Below are 15,543 nucleotides of genomic sequence, written 5' to 3'. Positions count from 1 at the left end.
CCGATGCGTGACGCTCTGCTTACCGAACCTTTAGCAGGCCCTAGACTCCCGTGCGTACAGATCGTCGAAAAGGGCCAGGAAGGTCAAGGAGTTCAGGGAGTGAGGGGCTGACGTGCACGTGACGAACGTCGCGGCGAGCTACTACCAGTCGTACTCCGTCGTCGGACTGCTCGCCGTCGTCGGCGTGCTGTTCGTCGCAGTGGCCTTCGGCGCGGGGCGGCTACTGCGCCCAGTGGTGCCCACCCCGGAGAAGCTCCTGACGTACGAGTGCGGCGTCGACCCCGTAGGCGAGGGCTGGGCCCACACCCAGGTCCGCTACTACGTCTACGCGTTCCTCTACGTGATCTTCGCCGTCGACTCGATCTTCCTCTTCCCCTGGGCGACGATCTTCGCCGCGCCCGGCTACGGCGCGACGACGCTCGTGGAGATGTTCATCTTCCTCGGCTTCCTCGCCGTAGGCCTGCTGTACGCATACAAGAAGGGCGTCCTGACGTGGACGTGACCCCGGACACCGACGGGAAGCCCGTGCTGCTTCCCGAGCCGAAGAGGCTGGGCGCGCTCGCCCGGCTCGCCCCCGAGCCGATGAAGGTGGTCCTCAACTGGGGCCGCCGGTACTCCCTCTGGGTCTTCAACTTCGGCCTCGCCTGCTGCGCCATCGAGTTCATCGCCGCGTCCATGGCGCGGCACGACTTCATCCGGCTCGGCGTCATCCCCTTCGCGCCCGGCCCGCGCCAGGCCGACCTGATGGTCGTGTCCGGCACGGTCACGGACAAGATGGCGCCCGCCGTGAAGCGCCTGTACGAGCAGATGCCCGAGCCGAAGTACGTCATCTCCTTCGGCGCCTGCTCCAACTGCGGCGGCCCCTACTGGGACTCGTACTCCGTGACCAAGGGCGTCGACCAGATCATCCCGGTCGACGTGTACGTACCCGGGTGCCCGCCCCGCCCCGAGGCGCTGCTCCAGGGCATCCTCAAGCTCCAGGAGAAGATCGCGCGGGAGTCGCTGGGGGAGCGGTACGGGAACGGTTCCGGTGCCCGCCCCTCGGCGGCCGCGCTGCAGAGCGGCCTCGTGCAGCCGCCCGCGCCGGGGGAGGCCACGGCATGACCGGCTGGCTGCCGAGCCCCGTCGAGGAGCTCTTCGGCGCGGAGGCGACGGCCGAGGAGTCGTACGACGTCCTGACGGTCGACGTCCCCGCGTCCTCCTGGATCACGGCCCTGGAGACCGCCCGCACCACGCTCGCCTGCACCTACTTCGACTGGCTGAGCGCGGTCGACGAACCCGGCACGGGTTTCCGCGTCGCCGCCCACGTGGTCGCGCTCTCTCCCGTACGCCGCCTCCTCGTCCGTACGACGGTCGCCCACGACGCCCCGGTGCTCGCCTCCGCGGTCGACGTGTACGCGGGCGCCGCCTGGCACGAGCGCGAGACCCACGAGATGTTCGGCGTGACGTTCGAGGGCCACCCAGGACTGACCCCGCTGCTCCTGCCCGGGAGCTTCGAGGGCCACCCCCTCCGCAAGGACTTCGTGCTCGCGGCCCGGGTCGCCAAGGCCTGGCCGGGCGCCAAGGAGCCGGGCGAATCGGAGCACGGCGGCCCCAAGCGCCGCCAGATGCTGCCGCCGGGCGTCCCCGACCCGAACGAGTGGGGCCCTCTCAAGGGCCAGCTCCCGGCGGCGCCGGCCCGCCCGGCCCGCGGCGCGGGCCGCGCAGCGGGCGCGGGTGCCGCAGGCCGTGCGGCGGCCGGAGAACGCCCGCCCCGCAGGACCCGCTCGGTCAGCCAGGGCTCGGCGAGCCAGGCGGCGTCCGACGCGCAGCCCGCGGAGACCCCGGACACCCCGAATACCCAGCCCCCCCAGCCCACCGAGGCGCAACAGCCGGACACCCCGGCCCGCCCCGCGCGCCGCACCCGCAGCGCGAGCCAGGGCTCGGCATCCCAACGCCCGGCAACGCCGGCATCGACGACCCCGGAACCGACGGCCCCGGCACCGGCAACCCCGGAACCGACGGCCCCGGAGCCCCCGGCACCGACGGCCTCGGAACCTGACGTGGCGCCCCCCGCCCCGGAGGCCGCCCCCGTGCCGAAGTCCGACGCCCCGTGGCACCACGCCCGACCGGCGTTCGAGGACCCGGAACAGCCGAAGCCCACGCCCGAGCCGGAGACCCCCCGCACCGGGGAACCCGACAAGCCGGAGACCCGGGATACCGGCGATACCGGGGACACCGGGGACACCGGGGACACCGGCAAGCCGGAGACCCCCCGCACCGGAGAACCCGGAGAACCCGAAGAGACCGGACATACCGGAGGCACCGAGTGAACGACGCCCTCGACGTCGCCCTGCGCCTCGTCATCGTCTTCGCGGTGTTCCTGGTCCTCCCCCTCGTCGTCGGCCAGACCGAGCACAAGGTCATGGCCCACATGCAGGGCCGCCTCGGCCCGATGCACGCGGGCGGCTTCCACGGCTGGGCGCAACTCGTGGCCGACGGCGTCAAGTTCGCCCAGAAGGAAGACGTCGTCCCGGCCGAGGCCGACCGACGCGTCTTCCAACTCGCGCCCGCGATCGCCCTGCTGCCCTACCTCCTCGTCCTGATCGCCATCCCGGTCGGCCCCGACGAGGGCGCGGTCGGCGAGGTCGTCGACGCGGGCATCTTCTTCGTGCTCGCGGTGATGGGCGTCGGCGTACTCGGCTCGCTCATGGCCGGCTGGGCCAGCGCCAACAAGTTCTCCCTCCTCGGCGGCCTCCGCACCGCCGCCCAGCTCCTCGCGTACGAGCTTCCGATGCTGCTCGCCGCCGCCTCGGTCGCGATGGCCTCGGGCACGGTCTCGCTGCCCGGCATCGTCGACGCCTTCGAGTGGTGGTGGCTGCCCTGGCAGATCGTCGGCGCGCTCGTGTTCTTCGTCGCGGGCCTCGCCGAACTCCAGCGCCCGCCCTTCGACATGCCGGTCGCCGACTCCGAGATCATCTTCGGCGCCTACACCGAGTACACGGGTCTGCGCTTCGCCCTCTTCCTCCTCGCCGAGTACGCCGGAATCGTCGTCCTGTGCGGCCTCACCACCGTCCTCTTCCTGGGCGGCTGGCACGGCCCGTGGGGCGCCGACGGCCTCGGCTGGGTCTGGACCCTGCTGAAGACGGCCGTCCTCGCCTTCGTCGTGATCTGGCTCCGCGTGTCCTACCCCCGTCTCCGCGAGGACCAGCTCCAGAAACTCTCCTGGACCCTCCTCGTCCCGCTCGCCCTCGCGCAGATCGCGCTCACCGGAATCGTGAAGGTGGCGATCAACTGATGCCCCCGATCCCAGGCTCGGGCCTCGCCAAGGGCCTCGCCGTCACCCTGCGCACGATGACGAAGAAGACCGTCACCGAGCAGTACCCCGAGCACCAGCCCGACCTGCCGCCCCGCACCCGCGGCGTCATCGGCCTCTTCGAGGAGAACTGCACGGTCTGCATGCTCTGCGCCCGTGAATGCCCCGACTGGTGCATCTACATCGACTCCCACAAGGAGACGGTCCCGCCCGCCGCGCCCGGCGGACGCGAGCGCAGCCGCAACGTCCTCGACCGCTTCGCCATCGACTTCGCCCTCTGCATGTACTGCGGCATCTGCATCGAGGTCTGCCCCTTCGACGCCCTCTTCTGGTCGCCGGAGTTCGAGTACGCCGAGACCGACATCCACGAACTCACGCACGAGCGCGACAAGCTCCGCGAGTGGATGTGGACCGTCCCGGCCCCGCCCGCCCTGGACCCCGCCGCCGAGGAGCCGAAGGAACTCGCCGCCGCCCGCAAGACGGCCGAGAAGCTGGCCGCGGCCGAGGCGAAGGGCGAGGAGTCGTGAACATCGCCGCCGAAACACTCGCCGCCGAAACCCAGGGCTTCCTGTCCCCGACGGGCGTCGAGATCGCCTTCCTCCTGGTCGGCCTCGTCACCCTCGGCGCGGCCGTCATCACGGTCACGACCAGGCAGCTGGTGCACGCCGCGCTGTGGCTGGTGGTCGCGCTCGGCGGGCTCGCCGTCGAGTACCTGCTCCTGACCGCCGAGTTCATCGCCTGGGTCCAGGTCCTCATCTACGTCGGATCCGTCGTCGTACTCCTCCTCTTCGGACTGATGCTCACCCGGGCGCCCATCGGCCGGTCCCCGGAGGCGGATTCCGGCAACCGCCCGGTCGCGCTCGCGGTGGCCCTCGCCGCCGCGGCCGCCCTGGTCTGGGTCGTCGTGGACGCGTTCCGCACCACGGTGATCGACCTGGACGGCGCGGCCCAGGGCTCCACCGACGTGACCGGATCGATCCTCTTCCGGCACTGGGTGCTCCCCTTCGAAGCCCTCTCGGTACTCCTCCTCGCCGCCCTCGTCGGCGCGATCGTCCTGTCCCGCAAGAACACCGCCCAGGACCAGGAGGAGAACAACTGATGCACCTCCACCTCGCCTACCCCGCGGTCCTGGCCGTCCTCCTCTTCTGCGTCGGCCTGTATGGCGTGCTCGCCCGACGCAACGCGATCCTGGTCCTGATGTCCGTCGAGCTGATGCTCAACGCCGTCAACCTCAACCTCGTCGCTTTCGACGTCTGGCTCCGCGACTCCCTCCACGCCGGCCAGGCCCTGACCCTCTTCACCATCGCCATCGCCGCCGCCGAGATCGGCATCGGCCTCGCGATCGTCCTGGCGGTCTACCGCAACCGCGGCAGCTCCGCCGTCGACGACCTCCGCGACACCGCCGAGCAGCCGGACGACGACCCGGGCGACGGTGACGGCGACCCCGGCGACACCGACGAAGAGGCCGCACCGGCGCAGAAGGCTGAGGCCACCGCGTGACCACGACCACCCTCGCCGTCCTCGTCCCCCTCCTGCCGTTCCTGGGCGCGGCCGCGGGCCTGCTCCTCGGCCGACGCATCCCCGGCCTCGTACGTCCCCTCGCCGTGCTGCCCACGCTGACGGCACTCCTGCTCGCCGTGCTCGTGGCGATCCGTCAGGGCGGCGGCACCGGCAGCGGAACGGCCCCGGTCGACGCCGCCACGGAGCTCACCCCGACCGGCTCGGTCCCCATCGAGCTCGCCCTGCACATCGACGGCTTCGCCGCACTCGTCGCCGTCCTGGTCGGCGTCGTCGCGTCGTGCGTGCAGATCTACTCGACGGGCTACCTCCGCGAGGACCCCCGCTACCCCTCGTACGCCTCCCTCGTCTCCCTCTTCACCTCCGCGATGCTGCTCGTCGTCTACTCCGGCGACCTGATGGTGCTCCTGGTCGGCTGGGAGATCATGGGCATCTGCTCGTACTTCCTGGTCGGGCACTACTGGGAGACCCCCGAGGCGCGCGCCGCCTCCCTGAAGGCCTTCCTCGTCACCAAGCTCGGCGACGTCCCCTTCCTGATCGGCCTGTTCGCGCTCGCCGCCGACACGGGCTCCTTCCGCATTACGACGATCCTGTCGACGGTCGCGGACAACGGCCTGGACCACCCGACACTGATCGCCCTGCTGCTGCTCGCGGGCGTGGCCGGCAAGTCCGCGCAGTTCCCGCTCCACACCTGGCTGCCCGACGCGATGGCGGGCCCTACGCCCGTCTCCGCGCTGATCCACGCCGCGACGATGGTCGCCGCCGGTGTCTACTTCGTGGCCCGGCTCCTTCCCGTCTTCGCCCTCTCCGGCGCGGCCCTGGTCGTCCTCGCCGTCATGGCCGCCGTCACCATGGCCGGCTCGGCCCTCGCCGCGCTCGCCCAGGACGACATCAAGCGCGTCCTCGCGTACTCGACGATCGGTCAGCTCGGCTACATGACCGGTGCCCTCGCCGTCGGCGACCGCGGCGCCGCCGTCTTCCACCTCCTGTCGCACGGCGCCTTCAAGGCGCTCCTGTTCCTCGCGGCGGGCGTGATCATCCACGCCGCCGGCACCAACTCACTGGCCGCCATGTCCCGCATGGGTGGCCTGCGCGACCGCGTCCCCGACGCGTACTGGACGATGACCGTGGCGCTCCTCGCGCTCGCCGCGATCCCGCCGTTCAGCGGCTTCTTCTCCAAAGAAGCGGTGCTCGGCGCCGCCGAGCACACGGCCACCGGTCACGCCGAGTCCGTGCCCACCGCGGCGGGCTGGATCGTCCTCGTCGCCGGTCTGCTCACCGCCCTCCTCACCGCCGCCTACGCGACACGCCTGTGGCTGCTCGCCTTCCACGGCCGAGGAGCGCAGGCCCCCGACCACGGGCGCCAGCCCCTCGCCATGACCGCCGTGCTCTGGGTGCTCGCCGTCCCCTCCCTCGCCTTCGGTCTCGCCGTCGGCGCCCTGCCGGACTGGTTCGACGGCCACTCGCTCACACCGACGCTCACCACCTCCGTCCTGGGCACGGGTGTCGCGCTCGTCGGTGGTCTGGTCACCTACGGCGCGTGGCGGCACACCGCGTCGCTCGCCGCCCGTGTCCCGATGGGCGCGGTCGCCGCGACCCCGGACGGAGACGGCGCCCAGGTCGAGGCGGAGGCCATCGCCACTCACGAGCCCGCGTACGGAGACGTCGCCTCGGCACCGGTCCCGGCCGACCCCGGCCGCCTGCTGCTCGGCCCGCTGCACCGGCACGCGGCCGGCGGCTTCCACCTGGACGCCGTCTACTCCGCCCTGTTCGTCCGCCCCGTCCGCGCCGCGGCGAGCCTGGTCCGCTTCCTGGACCGCGAGGTCGTCGAGACGTACGTGCGCGGCGCCGGGGCCGCACCCCGCTGGCTCGGCGCGGCCGTCCGCCGCGCACAGACCGGCAACGTGCAGACCTACCTGAGCGCGCTGCTCGCAGGCACGGTCGTCCTGGCCGTCGCCGCCGTCCTCGTCGCCACCGCCGGAGCGTGAGCAGCCGTGATCGGTATCAGTGAGTCCGTGATGCAGTTTCTTCTGGCGTTGATCGTCGTCGGCCCGCTCATCGGCGCCGTGGCCGCTCTCCTCCCCGCCCCGCCCGGGCTGAAGGGAAAGTCGCCCGACCAGGCCGTGCTGCGCCACGGCGTGAGCGTGACCGGAGCGATCCTGCTCGCCGCGATCGTCCTCGCGCTCGGCTTCGACCACGACCAGCCGTCGAAGATGCAGGCCACGACCGATATCAGCTGGATCCCCGCACTCGACGTGCGCATCCATCTCGGCATCGACGGCATCTCGCTCCCCCTTCTGGTCCTGACCGCGCTGCTGACGTTCCTGTGCGCGCTGTACTCCTACTTCAAAATGCCGGCCGGGCCTTCCCCCAAGGCATTCGTCGCACTGATCCTCATGCTCGAGTCCGGCACCCTCGCGACCTTCGCCGTCCTCGATCTGCTGCTGTTCTTCCTGGCGTTCGAGATGGTGCTCATCCCGATGTACTTCCTCATCGCCCGCTGGGGCGGTGAGCAACGGGTCCAGGCCGCCTGGAAGTTCATCCTCTACACCCTGCTCGGATCCGTCGTCATGCTGCTGGGCCTGCTCCTCATCGGGCTCAAGTCCGGCACATTCGACATGGTGGCACTCGCCACTGACAACGGCCGGGACCTGACCACATCCGTGCAGGTCATCGCGGTTCTGGCGATCGGGATCGGGCTCGCGGTCAAGACGCCGATGTGGCCGCTGCACAGCTGGCTGCCCGACGCCCACACCGCCGCGCCCACCGTCGGATCGGTGCTGCTGGCCGGTGTCATGCTGAAGATGGGTACGTACGGGTTCGTCCGGATCATCCTGCCCGTCGCGCCGGACGGAATGCGGGAGTTCGCGCCGTACCTCGCGGCCTTCGCGGTCGTCGGCATCATCTACGGATCCCTGGCCTGCCTCGCGCTCGCCAAGCAGGGCGCGAAGGGCGACCTCAAGCGCCTCATCGCGTACTCGTCCGTCGGCCACATGGGCTTCGTCCTGCTCGGCATCTCGACGATGAGCCCCACCGGCGTGAACGGCGCCCTGTTCGCCAACATCGCCCACGGCCTCATCACCGGCCTCCTGTTCTTCCTCGTCGGCGCGCTGAAGGACCGCACCGGCACGACCGATCTCGACACCCTCGCGCAGGGTTCCGGCGCCGCGCTCTACGGCAAGGCGCCGCGCCTCGGCGGGCTCCTCGCCTTCGGTGCCGTCGCCTCGCTCGGACTGCCGGGCCTCGCCGGATTCTGGGGCGAAATGCTGGCGCTGTTCGGCGCGTTCGAGCCCGCGGCTGACCTGAGCCGGCCCGCCTTCCTCACCTTCATGGCGATCGCCGCCTTCGGCACCCTGCTCACCGCCGCGTACATGCTCATCGTCGTACGCCGCGTCTGCATGGGCCCGATGCCGCGGGCCACGACCGAGGAACCCGCGCCGAAGGCCCTCACGGCCGTCCGCGCCCACGAGTTCCCCGACGTCCGCGGTTACGAGTTCGCCGCCTGGACCCCGCTCGTCGCCCTCACCGTCCTCGCCGGACTCTGGCCCGCGGCTCTCCTCGGCCTGACCGACCCGGCCGTGCAGAAGCTCCTCACTGGAGGCAAGTCGTGATCGTGGCCGCTGAAAGCGCCGTAAGCGCCACAAGCGTGGTCCAGTCCGTCGACTGGCTCGCGATCGCGCCGCCGACCATCGCGGCGGTCGTCGGCCTCGTCGTGCTCGTCGCCGACCTCTTCGTGAAGGACGGCAAGAAGGCGCTCCTCGGCTGGATCTCCGTGGCGGGCCTGGCCGCCGCCGCGCTCGCCCTGCTGCCGCTCCTGAACGACGACCGTTCCACCTTCTGCCTGACCGGCGGCGGCACGCACGCGTGCAGCTACACCGCCGACCGTTTCACCGTCGTCATCCAGCTCCTCGTCCTGGTGGGTGCCCTGCTCGCCGCCCTGCTCTCGATGAGCACCCTCAAGGACTCCGGCGACGAACTGCCCGCGGGGGAGTACTGGTTCCTGCTGCTGTCCTCCGCGGCGGGCGCCGCCCTGCTGCCCGCCTCGCGCGACCTCGCGACACTCATCGTCGCCCTGGAAGTGGCCTCCCTCCCGGCGTTCGCCCTCGTCGGTCTCAAGCGGGGCGACAAGCGTTCCTCCGAAGCGGCGCTGAAGTTCTTCCTCTCCTCGGTCACCGCGACCGCGGTGACCCTCATGGGCGTCAGCTTCGTGTACGCCGCCACCGGCACCCTCCACCTCACGGAGATCGCCACGGAGCTGCAAGACCTCCAGAACATCGACGGTCAGCTGCACACCCTCGCCCAGACGGGCGTCGCCCTCACCCTCGTCGGCTTCGCCTTCAAGGTGGCGGTCGTGCCCTTCCACTTCTGGGTGCCCGACACCTACGTAGGCGCGCCGCTGCCCGTCGCCGCCTACCTCTCGGTCGTCGGAAAGGCCGTCGGCTTCACCGGCCTCATCCTCGTCACCGTCGTCGCCTTCCCGTCGTACGCGGACGTCTGGGGCCCGGCACTGGCCGTCCTCGCCGCACTCACCATGACCGCGGGCAACGTGGCGGCCCTGCGCCAGCAGGCCACGCGCGCGTACAGCGCGGTGCGCCTCCTCGCCTGGTCCTCGGTCGGCCAGGCGGGCTACCTCCTGGTGCCGATCGCCGCCGCCGGTTACGCCGACGACACCGCCGACGCCGAGAAGGCCATCGGCTCCACCGTCGCCTACGCCCTGATGTACGCGGCCGTGAACCTCGGCGCCTTCGCCGTGGCCGCCCTCGTCGGCCGCACCCAGCGCCTGAACCGCGTCAGCGACTACCGCGGGCTGTACGCGCGCAAGCCCCTGGCCGCCCTCGTCCTCGGCTTCTTCCTGCTCTGCCTGGCCGGTCTGCCGCCCGGCATCATCGGCCTCTTCGCGAAGGTCACGGTCTTCTCGGCCGCCGTCGACGCGGGCCTCGGCTGGCTCGCCGTGGTGATGGCCGCGAACGTGGTGATCGCGCTCTTCTACTACCTCCAGTGGACCGCGCTCCTGTTCCGCGCTCCCAAGGGCGAGCCGGTCGAGCACCGGGTCCCCGCTCCGCTCACCGCGGCCATCGCGGTCACGGCGGTCCTCGGCGTCGCTCTCTCCGGAGCGCCCCAGCTGATCCTGAGGTTCTCGGACACCGGCCTGTTCTGAGCCGCCCCTGCGAACGGCCGCGGCAAGGCGCGCGCGGCCGTCACCCGCGCGGCCTACATCGCTCCTGCGTGCACAAGGGAACTAGTGCTCCCCGCCTGGCGTTGACCAGTACGGGAGGGTCCACTGAACAGTGGAAGCACCAGTCAGCAGAGGGTTCCCCCACGCACCACCAGGAGGGCGTACCGTGCACCGCCGGCACAACGGATTGAAGACCGCCGTACTCCTCGGGGGACTGTCCGCGCTCATCCTTGTCATCGGCAGTTTCTTCGGGCGTACGGGCCTGATCGTCGCGCTGCTCGTGGCGCTCGGCACCAATGCGTACGCGTACTGGAACAGCGACAAGCTCGCCCTGCGTGCCATGCGTGCCCGCCCGGTGAGTGAATTCGAGGCCCCCGAGCTGTACCGCATGGTCCGCGAGCTCTCCACCCAGGCCCGCCAGCCCATGCCCCGGCTGTACATCTCGCCCACCGAGGCGCCGAACGCGTTCGCGACGGGCCGCAATCCCCGCAACGCGGCGGTGTGCTGCACCGACGGCATCCTGCGGCTCCTCGACGAGCGCGAGCTGCGCGGCGTCATCGGCCACGAGCTCAGCCACGTCTACAACCGGGACATCCTGATCTCCTCGGTCGCGGGCGCCCTCGCGTCCGTGATCATGTTCCTGGTCAACTTCGCCTGGCTGATCCCTGTCGGCCGCTCGAACGACAACGACGGGCCCGGCATCTTCGGGATGCTCCTCATCATGCTGCTCGGCCCGCTGGCCGCCTCCATCATCCAGCTCGCGATCAGCCGCTCCAGGGAGTACGAGGCCGACGCGTCCGGCGCACAGCTCACCGGCGACCCCCTCGCCCTCGCGAGCGCGCTGCGTAAACTCGAAGCAGGGACGAAGCAGTTGCCGCTGCCCCCCGAGCCCCGTCTCGAGACAGCGAGTCACATGATGATCGCGAACCCCTTCCGTCCGGGACAGGGCATGTCCAAGATGTTCTCCACGCACCCGCCGATGGCGGAGCGCATCGCCCGACTCGAGCAGATGGCAGGTCGCCAACAGTGAAGACAATCCTCAACGTCATATGGCTCGTCCTCTGCGGCTTCTGGATGTTCCTGGCGTACCTCCTGGCGGGGGCGCTGCTCTGCATCACCATCATCGGCATCCCGTTCGGCCTGGCCAGCTTCCGCATCGGCCGCTATGCGCTGTGGCCCTTCGGCTACACGACGGTCGAGCGCCGCGACGCGGGCGCGCCGTCCTGCGTGGGCAACGTCCTGTGGCTGGTCCTCGCCGGCTGGTGGCTGGCCATCGGCCACATCGTCACGGGCTTCCTGCTCTGCGTCACGATCATCGGCATCCCCCTGGGCATCGCCAACTTCAAGCTGATCCCCGTCTCGCTGCTGCCCCTCGGCCGCGACATCGTCCGCACCGACCAGCCGTTCGCCGCGCGCTACTAGCGGGGGCGCACTCCGGTGCAGCAGCCGAAGTACGCCCTCGCCGCGTACGACCCGGAGGCCGCCCCGTACGACGAGATCTGGGCGCTCTGCGCGGACGCGCGGCACCTGTTCGCCGACCAACTGCCGGACCGAACGGGCCTCTACGGAGAGCGTGACGCCCCGTCGGACGCGCTGACCGAGCCCCCGGTACGGCTGCTCGGCTGCGCACCGCGCGGCGCCCTCAAGGAGGCGCTGGAGTCCGGCAGAGGCGACCTCGGCCACGGCCGGGTGCTGCGCCTCGAGAGGTGGGGACGACCCCTGCAGCACGCCGTGGAGGGCGAGGTCGTCGCCTGGGTCCCCTCCGCGCGCGGCCGGGGCCTGGTGGACCTCGCCCTGGACCCGTGGACCGTACGGCCGCCGCGAGCCGCCGGGATGGTCTGGGACGCCTGGTGGTCCGGCCGGCCCACGGAGCCCAACCTCTGGGCGCGCGACGGCACGGGCGAGGACGGACGGTCCCACTGGCTGACCGTCGCCCGCGAGTACGCGGCGCAACTCACCCCGGACCGCGCCCCCGGCTCCACATACCACCTCGACGGCCGCCACATCACCGACGAACCCGCCTTCTACTGCGCACTCGGCGAGGCGGTGAACGGCCCCGGAGGCTACGCCGGACGAAGCCCAGCCACACTCACGGACCACATCCTCGGAACAACGGACGCCGCATCACCCCGCACCCTCGTCTGGCACACCGCGCACACGGCCCGATCCCGCCTGGGCGTCACGCCGGCCACGGACGACCACGCACGGACCTTCGCGGAACTCCTCTTCCTGCTGAGGCAGATGGACATCGAGGTAACCCTGGCCTGAGAGCCCGAAGGCCGGACAAGGGAGGGGGCGCCCACCCCGGACGCATTGTCAGTGCCGTGGTCCACCATGAACTCATGACCGAAGCCGAGCAGTTGCTGGGCCGCGTCGCCGCCGAGGCGCGCGCCACCCGCCCCTGGGGCTGGGACTCCCTGCCCGTCCCCGTGGACACGGACACGCTGGCCCGCGCGGAGGCGTCCCTGGGCTTCGCCCTGCCGCCACTGCTCGCCGCGCTCTACACCCGCATAGGAGACGGCGGATTCGGCCCGGAGTACGGCCTGTTGCCACTGCTCGAAGGCAAGTCCTCCGGAGGCGAGCCGGCCGTCGTCGAGAAGTACCTCGCGATGCGCGAAGGCGACTGGGGCTGGCCCGAAGGCGTGCTGCCGATATCCCACTGGGGCTGCGCCATGTACGCGTGCGTGGACTGCCGCACGGCCGACGGACAGGTCCTGCTCTTCGAACCCAACGGCGGCGACCCCCGGCACGCCTGGTTCATCGACGCCCCGAACCTCACGGTGTGGCTCACCGCGTGGCTCGACGGCACGGGGTGGTACGGGGAGGAGAACGACGGCATGGACCTGCCGCCGTGGCAGGACACGAACAGGTAGGACACCGGCACGCGCGAGTGACACACCCTTCCCGCCCACCCGGGGACCCCTCATGAACGCCGTTCGCCGACGGCTGCTGTGGCATGCGCCGCACCTCATGGGCCACCGCAACCGCACCTCTCCATAGAGACGTCCTACGGGACAACAGCGCATCAAGCTCACCGCGCGGGAAAGGCCGGGTCATCACATGGGCATCATCAGCTGGATCGTCTTGGGACTGCTGGCCGGAGCCGCCGCCAAACTGCTGCTGCCCGGCCGTGACCCGGGCGGCTTCATCAGCACGACCGTCATCGGCATCGCGGGCGCCTTCGTCGGCGGCTGGATATCCGCCCGCTACCTGGACCGCCCGATCGCCGACGACTTCTACGACGGCGCCACCTGGGTGGCGGCCATCGGCGGCTCACTCGTCCTGCTCGTCGCCTACCGCATCCTCTTCGGACACTCACGGCGCTGAGACGCCGTCCCACGGTCTGCGGCCAGCAGCAAAGGGCGGGCACCCCATCCGGGGTACCCGCCCTCAGTGGTCCGTACGACGGCGAACGCGACCTACCGGTAGTTCACGAACTGCACGGCGAAGTCGAAGTCCTGCCCCTTGAGCAGCGCCTGCACGGCCTGCAGGTCGTCCCGGCTCTTCGAGCTGACCCGCAGCTCGTCGCCCTGGACCTGCGCCTTGACGCCCTTGGGACCCTCATCGCGGATGATCTTGGCGACCTTCTTCGCGTTCTCTTGGGAGATGCCCTCTTCGATCGAGGCGAAGATCTTGTACTCCTTGCCGGACAGCTGCGGCTCACCCGCGTCCAGCGACTTCAGCGAGATACCCCGCTTGATCAGCTTGGACTGGAAGATGTCGAGGATCGCCTTGACCCGCTCCTCGCCGTTCGCCTCCATCAGGATCTTCTCGCCGGACCAGGCGATCGACGCGCCCGTGCCCTTGAAGTCGTAGCGCTGCGAGATCTCCTTGGCGGCCTGGTTGAGGGCGTTGTCGACCTCCTGCCGCTCGACCTTCGAGACGATGTCGAAACTGGAGTCGGCCATGTCCTGTGGCTCCTTGTATCGGGGTATGCGTACTCAGCGGATACACGGCCGACTGACGCTGGCCGCATCCGCAAAGCCTAGCCACCGCCCCCGCATGGGGTGCCGATCAATCGGGTGGCGAAGCACCCCCGTGCATCAGGTATCGTTTACGTCGTTGCCACGGAGCGCCGCGAAAGCGGAGTGTGGGCAGCAAACCCGGCGGTGTGCCCGAGCGGCCAAAGGGAGCAGACTGTAAATCTGCCGGCTCAGCCTTCCCAGGTTCGAATCCTGGCGCCGCCACATGAAGGTAAACCCCCTCCGATCTGCGGAAACGTTGATCTGAGGGGGTTTCTTCGTATGCGAACACGAGGATTCGAACGCTGGTCGAAAAGCGTGGCTTGTCTCACTAGGTCTCCAGTGTGGCCCGCCCCTGATCAGTGCCTGTCCCCCAAGCGTCACCGGGGGATACGTCGACTCCGTGTCCTTCCCGCAGGTCGGCTTCGCCGTAGCCTGTGCTTCCCGCCGTCATCGACGCAGCCGATGCTCTATCCGCCGGGCTGCGAAATCCTTCGATGCTGGTGGGGCTTCACCGCGACATTGACGGCTTGACCGGGAAGGAGGGCTAGTCGCTCGGGGGCTCGAAGAAGCAGTACGCGCTGCGGTGGGGAATCTTCACGATGTCCTACGCGGCCGTCGAGCCTTCTTCAACGACGTCCTTGCCCTCGATCCGTCCCGGACGCGGCATCTTCCACTCAACCCGGACAAGCTCCGCCACGTCGGGCAGCAACATGCGGTCCGCCTTTTCACCAACGACTGGGGAATCCGCACGAGGACTCTGGGCAATGGCCCCGGGAACCGCTCGCGCTGGAGTGCTTTCGTCGGCACTCAAGAGGTGCAGCTGTACCTCGCCGATATGAAAACCCTCCGCGACATCCTGAGCCACGGCGGGGACCCGTACGCGGTGTCGAACCGCTCTGGAGCGGTGTGGCCGCTGAAGAGTGGTGGGCACTCGATGCGTCTCATGGGTGCTGAAGGCTTCATCCAAGCGTGCTGCGACCTCACCTCGCAGACCGTGCTTGCCTATGGTGGGGGCTCTGCCGACTGCCCCGAGTGGCCGGAGCCCGAGCGGTCGGGGCTCTCGGCGGAGTGGCGTCCGTCGCTGCCGCTGTTGGACTGATCACCCCCCACCCGGCCACCTGGTCGATCTCTCGAGGGCTGCAGGCGCGTCATGGCGAGGGCGTGGGGTGCGGGTGTGACGCTCACATCCTTGACGCAAGTAACCGAAATTTTCAGTCGTGGCCGAGCCGGCTGTCGAGCCGCGCAGTGCACTCACTCGGAGAGTGCCCGCACGGGTGATCTCCGAAGGTGCCACGGGCGACACCATAGATCTGGCCTGGCGACGAAGATGATGCTGTCGTGCGCCAGTGTCAGTTGCTGGGCGGAAGTTCGCCAGCATTCGCCACCCTGTGCCCGCTCCTTGCGCCACTGGCACGCCAGCTAACTTCTTGAGGGTTCGATGCCTCTCTCCTCGATCGTCCGCCTGGATCGGGCGGGACCCAACTGCGTTGGGATCAATGAGAGATGGGAGATCGAACCAGATGGAGCGATCGACACGGCGAGCGCGTTGCCGCAGGCGCAACCAGTTACCGGACTGGCTTCAGCTTGTG

General features: G+C 70.1%; 17 protein-coding genes and 1 tRNA gene. 17 read left to right on the top strand and 1 reads right to left on the bottom strand.

Annotated features, from left to right (window positions below; genetic code table 11):
• Positions 1-112 precede the first annotated feature (112 nt).
• The 15 genes from AC07DO_RS27970 (at position 113) to AC07DO_RS27900 (ending at position 13,316) form a co-directional block, all read left to right on the top strand.
• A complete protein-coding gene (locus AC07DO_RS27970) occupies positions 113-502 on the top strand; it encodes an NADH-quinone oxidoreductase subunit A (protein ID WP_150171008.1) in 390 nt (129 codons plus the stop codon).
• Positions 493-1,104 carry an NADH-quinone oxidoreductase subunit B gene (locus tag AC07DO_RS27965; protein WP_479063474.1) on the top strand — a complete coding sequence of 204 codons (612 nt, stop codon included), beginning with the start codon at positions 493-495 and terminating at the stop codon, positions 1,102-1,104. Before AC07DO_RS27970 ends, AC07DO_RS27965 begins: the two co-directional genes overlap by 10 nt.
• Positions 1,101-2,312, top strand: coding sequence for an NADH-quinone oxidoreductase subunit C (locus AC07DO_RS27960; RefSeq protein ID WP_479063473.1), 1,212 nt, complete (start codon positions 1,101-1,103; stop codon positions 2,310-2,312). The genes AC07DO_RS27965 and AC07DO_RS27960 overlap by 4 nt, the downstream gene beginning before the upstream one ends.
• Entirely contained in the window at positions 2,309-3,277 is a 969-nt protein-coding gene (locus AC07DO_RS27955) for a complex I subunit 1/NuoH family protein (RefSeq protein WP_479063472.1), read from the top strand. The genes AC07DO_RS27960 and AC07DO_RS27955 overlap by 4 nt, the downstream gene beginning before the upstream one ends.
• The gene (locus AC07DO_RS27950) at positions 3,277-3,822 is read left to right on the top strand and encodes a NuoI/complex I 23 kDa subunit family protein (RefSeq protein ID WP_479063471.1); all 546 of its coding nucleotides are present in this window, start codon (positions 3,277-3,279) and stop codon (positions 3,820-3,822) included. The genes AC07DO_RS27955 and AC07DO_RS27950 overlap by 1 nt, the downstream gene beginning before the upstream one ends.
• Complete coding sequence (locus AC07DO_RS27945) at positions 3,819-4,394, top strand: NADH-quinone oxidoreductase subunit J family protein (RefSeq protein WP_479063470.1); 576 nt, start codon at positions 3,819-3,821, stop codon at positions 4,392-4,394. The genes AC07DO_RS27950 and AC07DO_RS27945 overlap by 4 nt, the downstream gene beginning before the upstream one ends.
• The gene (nuoK, locus tag AC07DO_RS27940) at positions 4,394-4,795 is read left to right on the top strand and encodes an NADH-quinone oxidoreductase subunit NuoK (RefSeq protein WP_479063469.1); all 402 of its coding nucleotides are present in this window, start codon (positions 4,394-4,396) and stop codon (positions 4,793-4,795) included. Before AC07DO_RS27945 ends, nuoK begins: the two co-directional genes overlap by 1 nt.
• Positions 4,792-6,801 carry an NADH-quinone oxidoreductase subunit 5 family protein gene (locus tag AC07DO_RS27935; protein ID WP_479063468.1) on the top strand — a complete coding sequence of 670 codons (2,010 nt, stop codon included), beginning with the start codon at positions 4,792-4,794 and terminating at the stop codon, positions 6,799-6,801. Before nuoK ends, AC07DO_RS27935 begins: the two co-directional genes overlap by 4 nt.
• Before the next feature lie 6 nt (positions 6,802-6,807).
• A complete protein-coding gene (locus AC07DO_RS27930; protein WP_479063467.1) occupies positions 6,808-8,424 on the top strand; it encodes an NADH-quinone oxidoreductase subunit M in 1,617 nt (538 codons plus the stop codon).
• Between the two features lie 2 nt (positions 8,425-8,426).
• Complete coding sequence (locus tag AC07DO_RS27925; RefSeq protein ID WP_479063466.1) at positions 8,427-9,971, top strand: NADH-quinone oxidoreductase subunit N; 1,545 nt, start codon at positions 8,427-8,429, stop codon at positions 9,969-9,971.
• A 184-nt stretch (positions 9,972-10,155) separates the two neighbouring features.
• Positions 10,156-11,019 (top strand): zinc metalloprotease HtpX, encoded by an 864-nt coding sequence (gene htpX / locus AC07DO_RS27920; protein ID WP_479063465.1) that lies wholly within the window; start codon positions 10,156-10,158, stop codon positions 11,017-11,019.
• A complete protein-coding gene (locus tag AC07DO_RS27915) occupies positions 11,016-11,411 on the top strand; it encodes a YccF domain-containing protein (protein ID WP_479063464.1) in 396 nt (131 codons plus the stop codon). Before htpX ends, AC07DO_RS27915 begins: the two co-directional genes overlap by 4 nt.
• Before the next feature lie 15 nt (positions 11,412-11,426).
• Positions 11,427-12,257 carry a barstar family protein gene (locus tag AC07DO_RS27910; protein WP_479063463.1) on the top strand — a complete coding sequence of 277 codons (831 nt, stop codon included), beginning with the start codon at positions 11,427-11,429 and terminating at the stop codon, positions 12,255-12,257.
• Between the two features lie 74 nt (positions 12,258-12,331).
• The gene (locus AC07DO_RS27905; RefSeq protein WP_479063462.1) at positions 12,332-12,862 is read left to right on the top strand and encodes an SMI1/KNR4 family protein; all 531 of its coding nucleotides are present in this window, start codon (positions 12,332-12,334) and stop codon (positions 12,860-12,862) included.
• A gap of 187 nt (positions 12,863-13,049) precedes the next feature.
• Complete coding sequence (locus AC07DO_RS27900) at positions 13,050-13,316, top strand: GlsB/YeaQ/YmgE family stress response membrane protein (RefSeq protein WP_479063461.1); 267 nt, start codon at positions 13,050-13,052, stop codon at positions 13,314-13,316.
• A 92-nt stretch (positions 13,317-13,408) separates the two neighbouring features.
• Here AC07DO_RS27900 and AC07DO_RS27895 read toward each other — a convergent pair whose 3' ends face one another.
• Positions 13,409-13,897, bottom strand: a complete 489-nt coding sequence (locus AC07DO_RS27895) for a YajQ family cyclic di-GMP-binding protein (RefSeq protein ID WP_055564526.1) — start codon at positions 13,895-13,897, stop codon at positions 13,409-13,411.
• A gap of 197 nt (positions 13,898-14,094) precedes the next feature.
• On the opposite strand from AC07DO_RS27895, the gene AC07DO_RS27890 reads away from it, so the two are divergent.
• A tRNA-Tyr gene (locus AC07DO_RS27890) sits at positions 14,095-14,176 on the top strand.
• Positions 14,177-14,537: 361 nt separating this feature from the next.
• On the top strand, positions 14,538-15,053 hold the full coding sequence (locus AC07DO_RS27885; protein WP_479063460.1) for a hypothetical protein: 516 nt from the start codon (positions 14,538-14,540) through the stop codon (positions 15,051-15,053).
• Positions 15,054-15,543 lie beyond the last annotated feature (490 nt).

The organism is Streptomyces sp. NPDC045678 (assembly GCF_056432085.1).
This window is presented reverse-complemented; position numbering and strand designations above follow the sequence as displayed.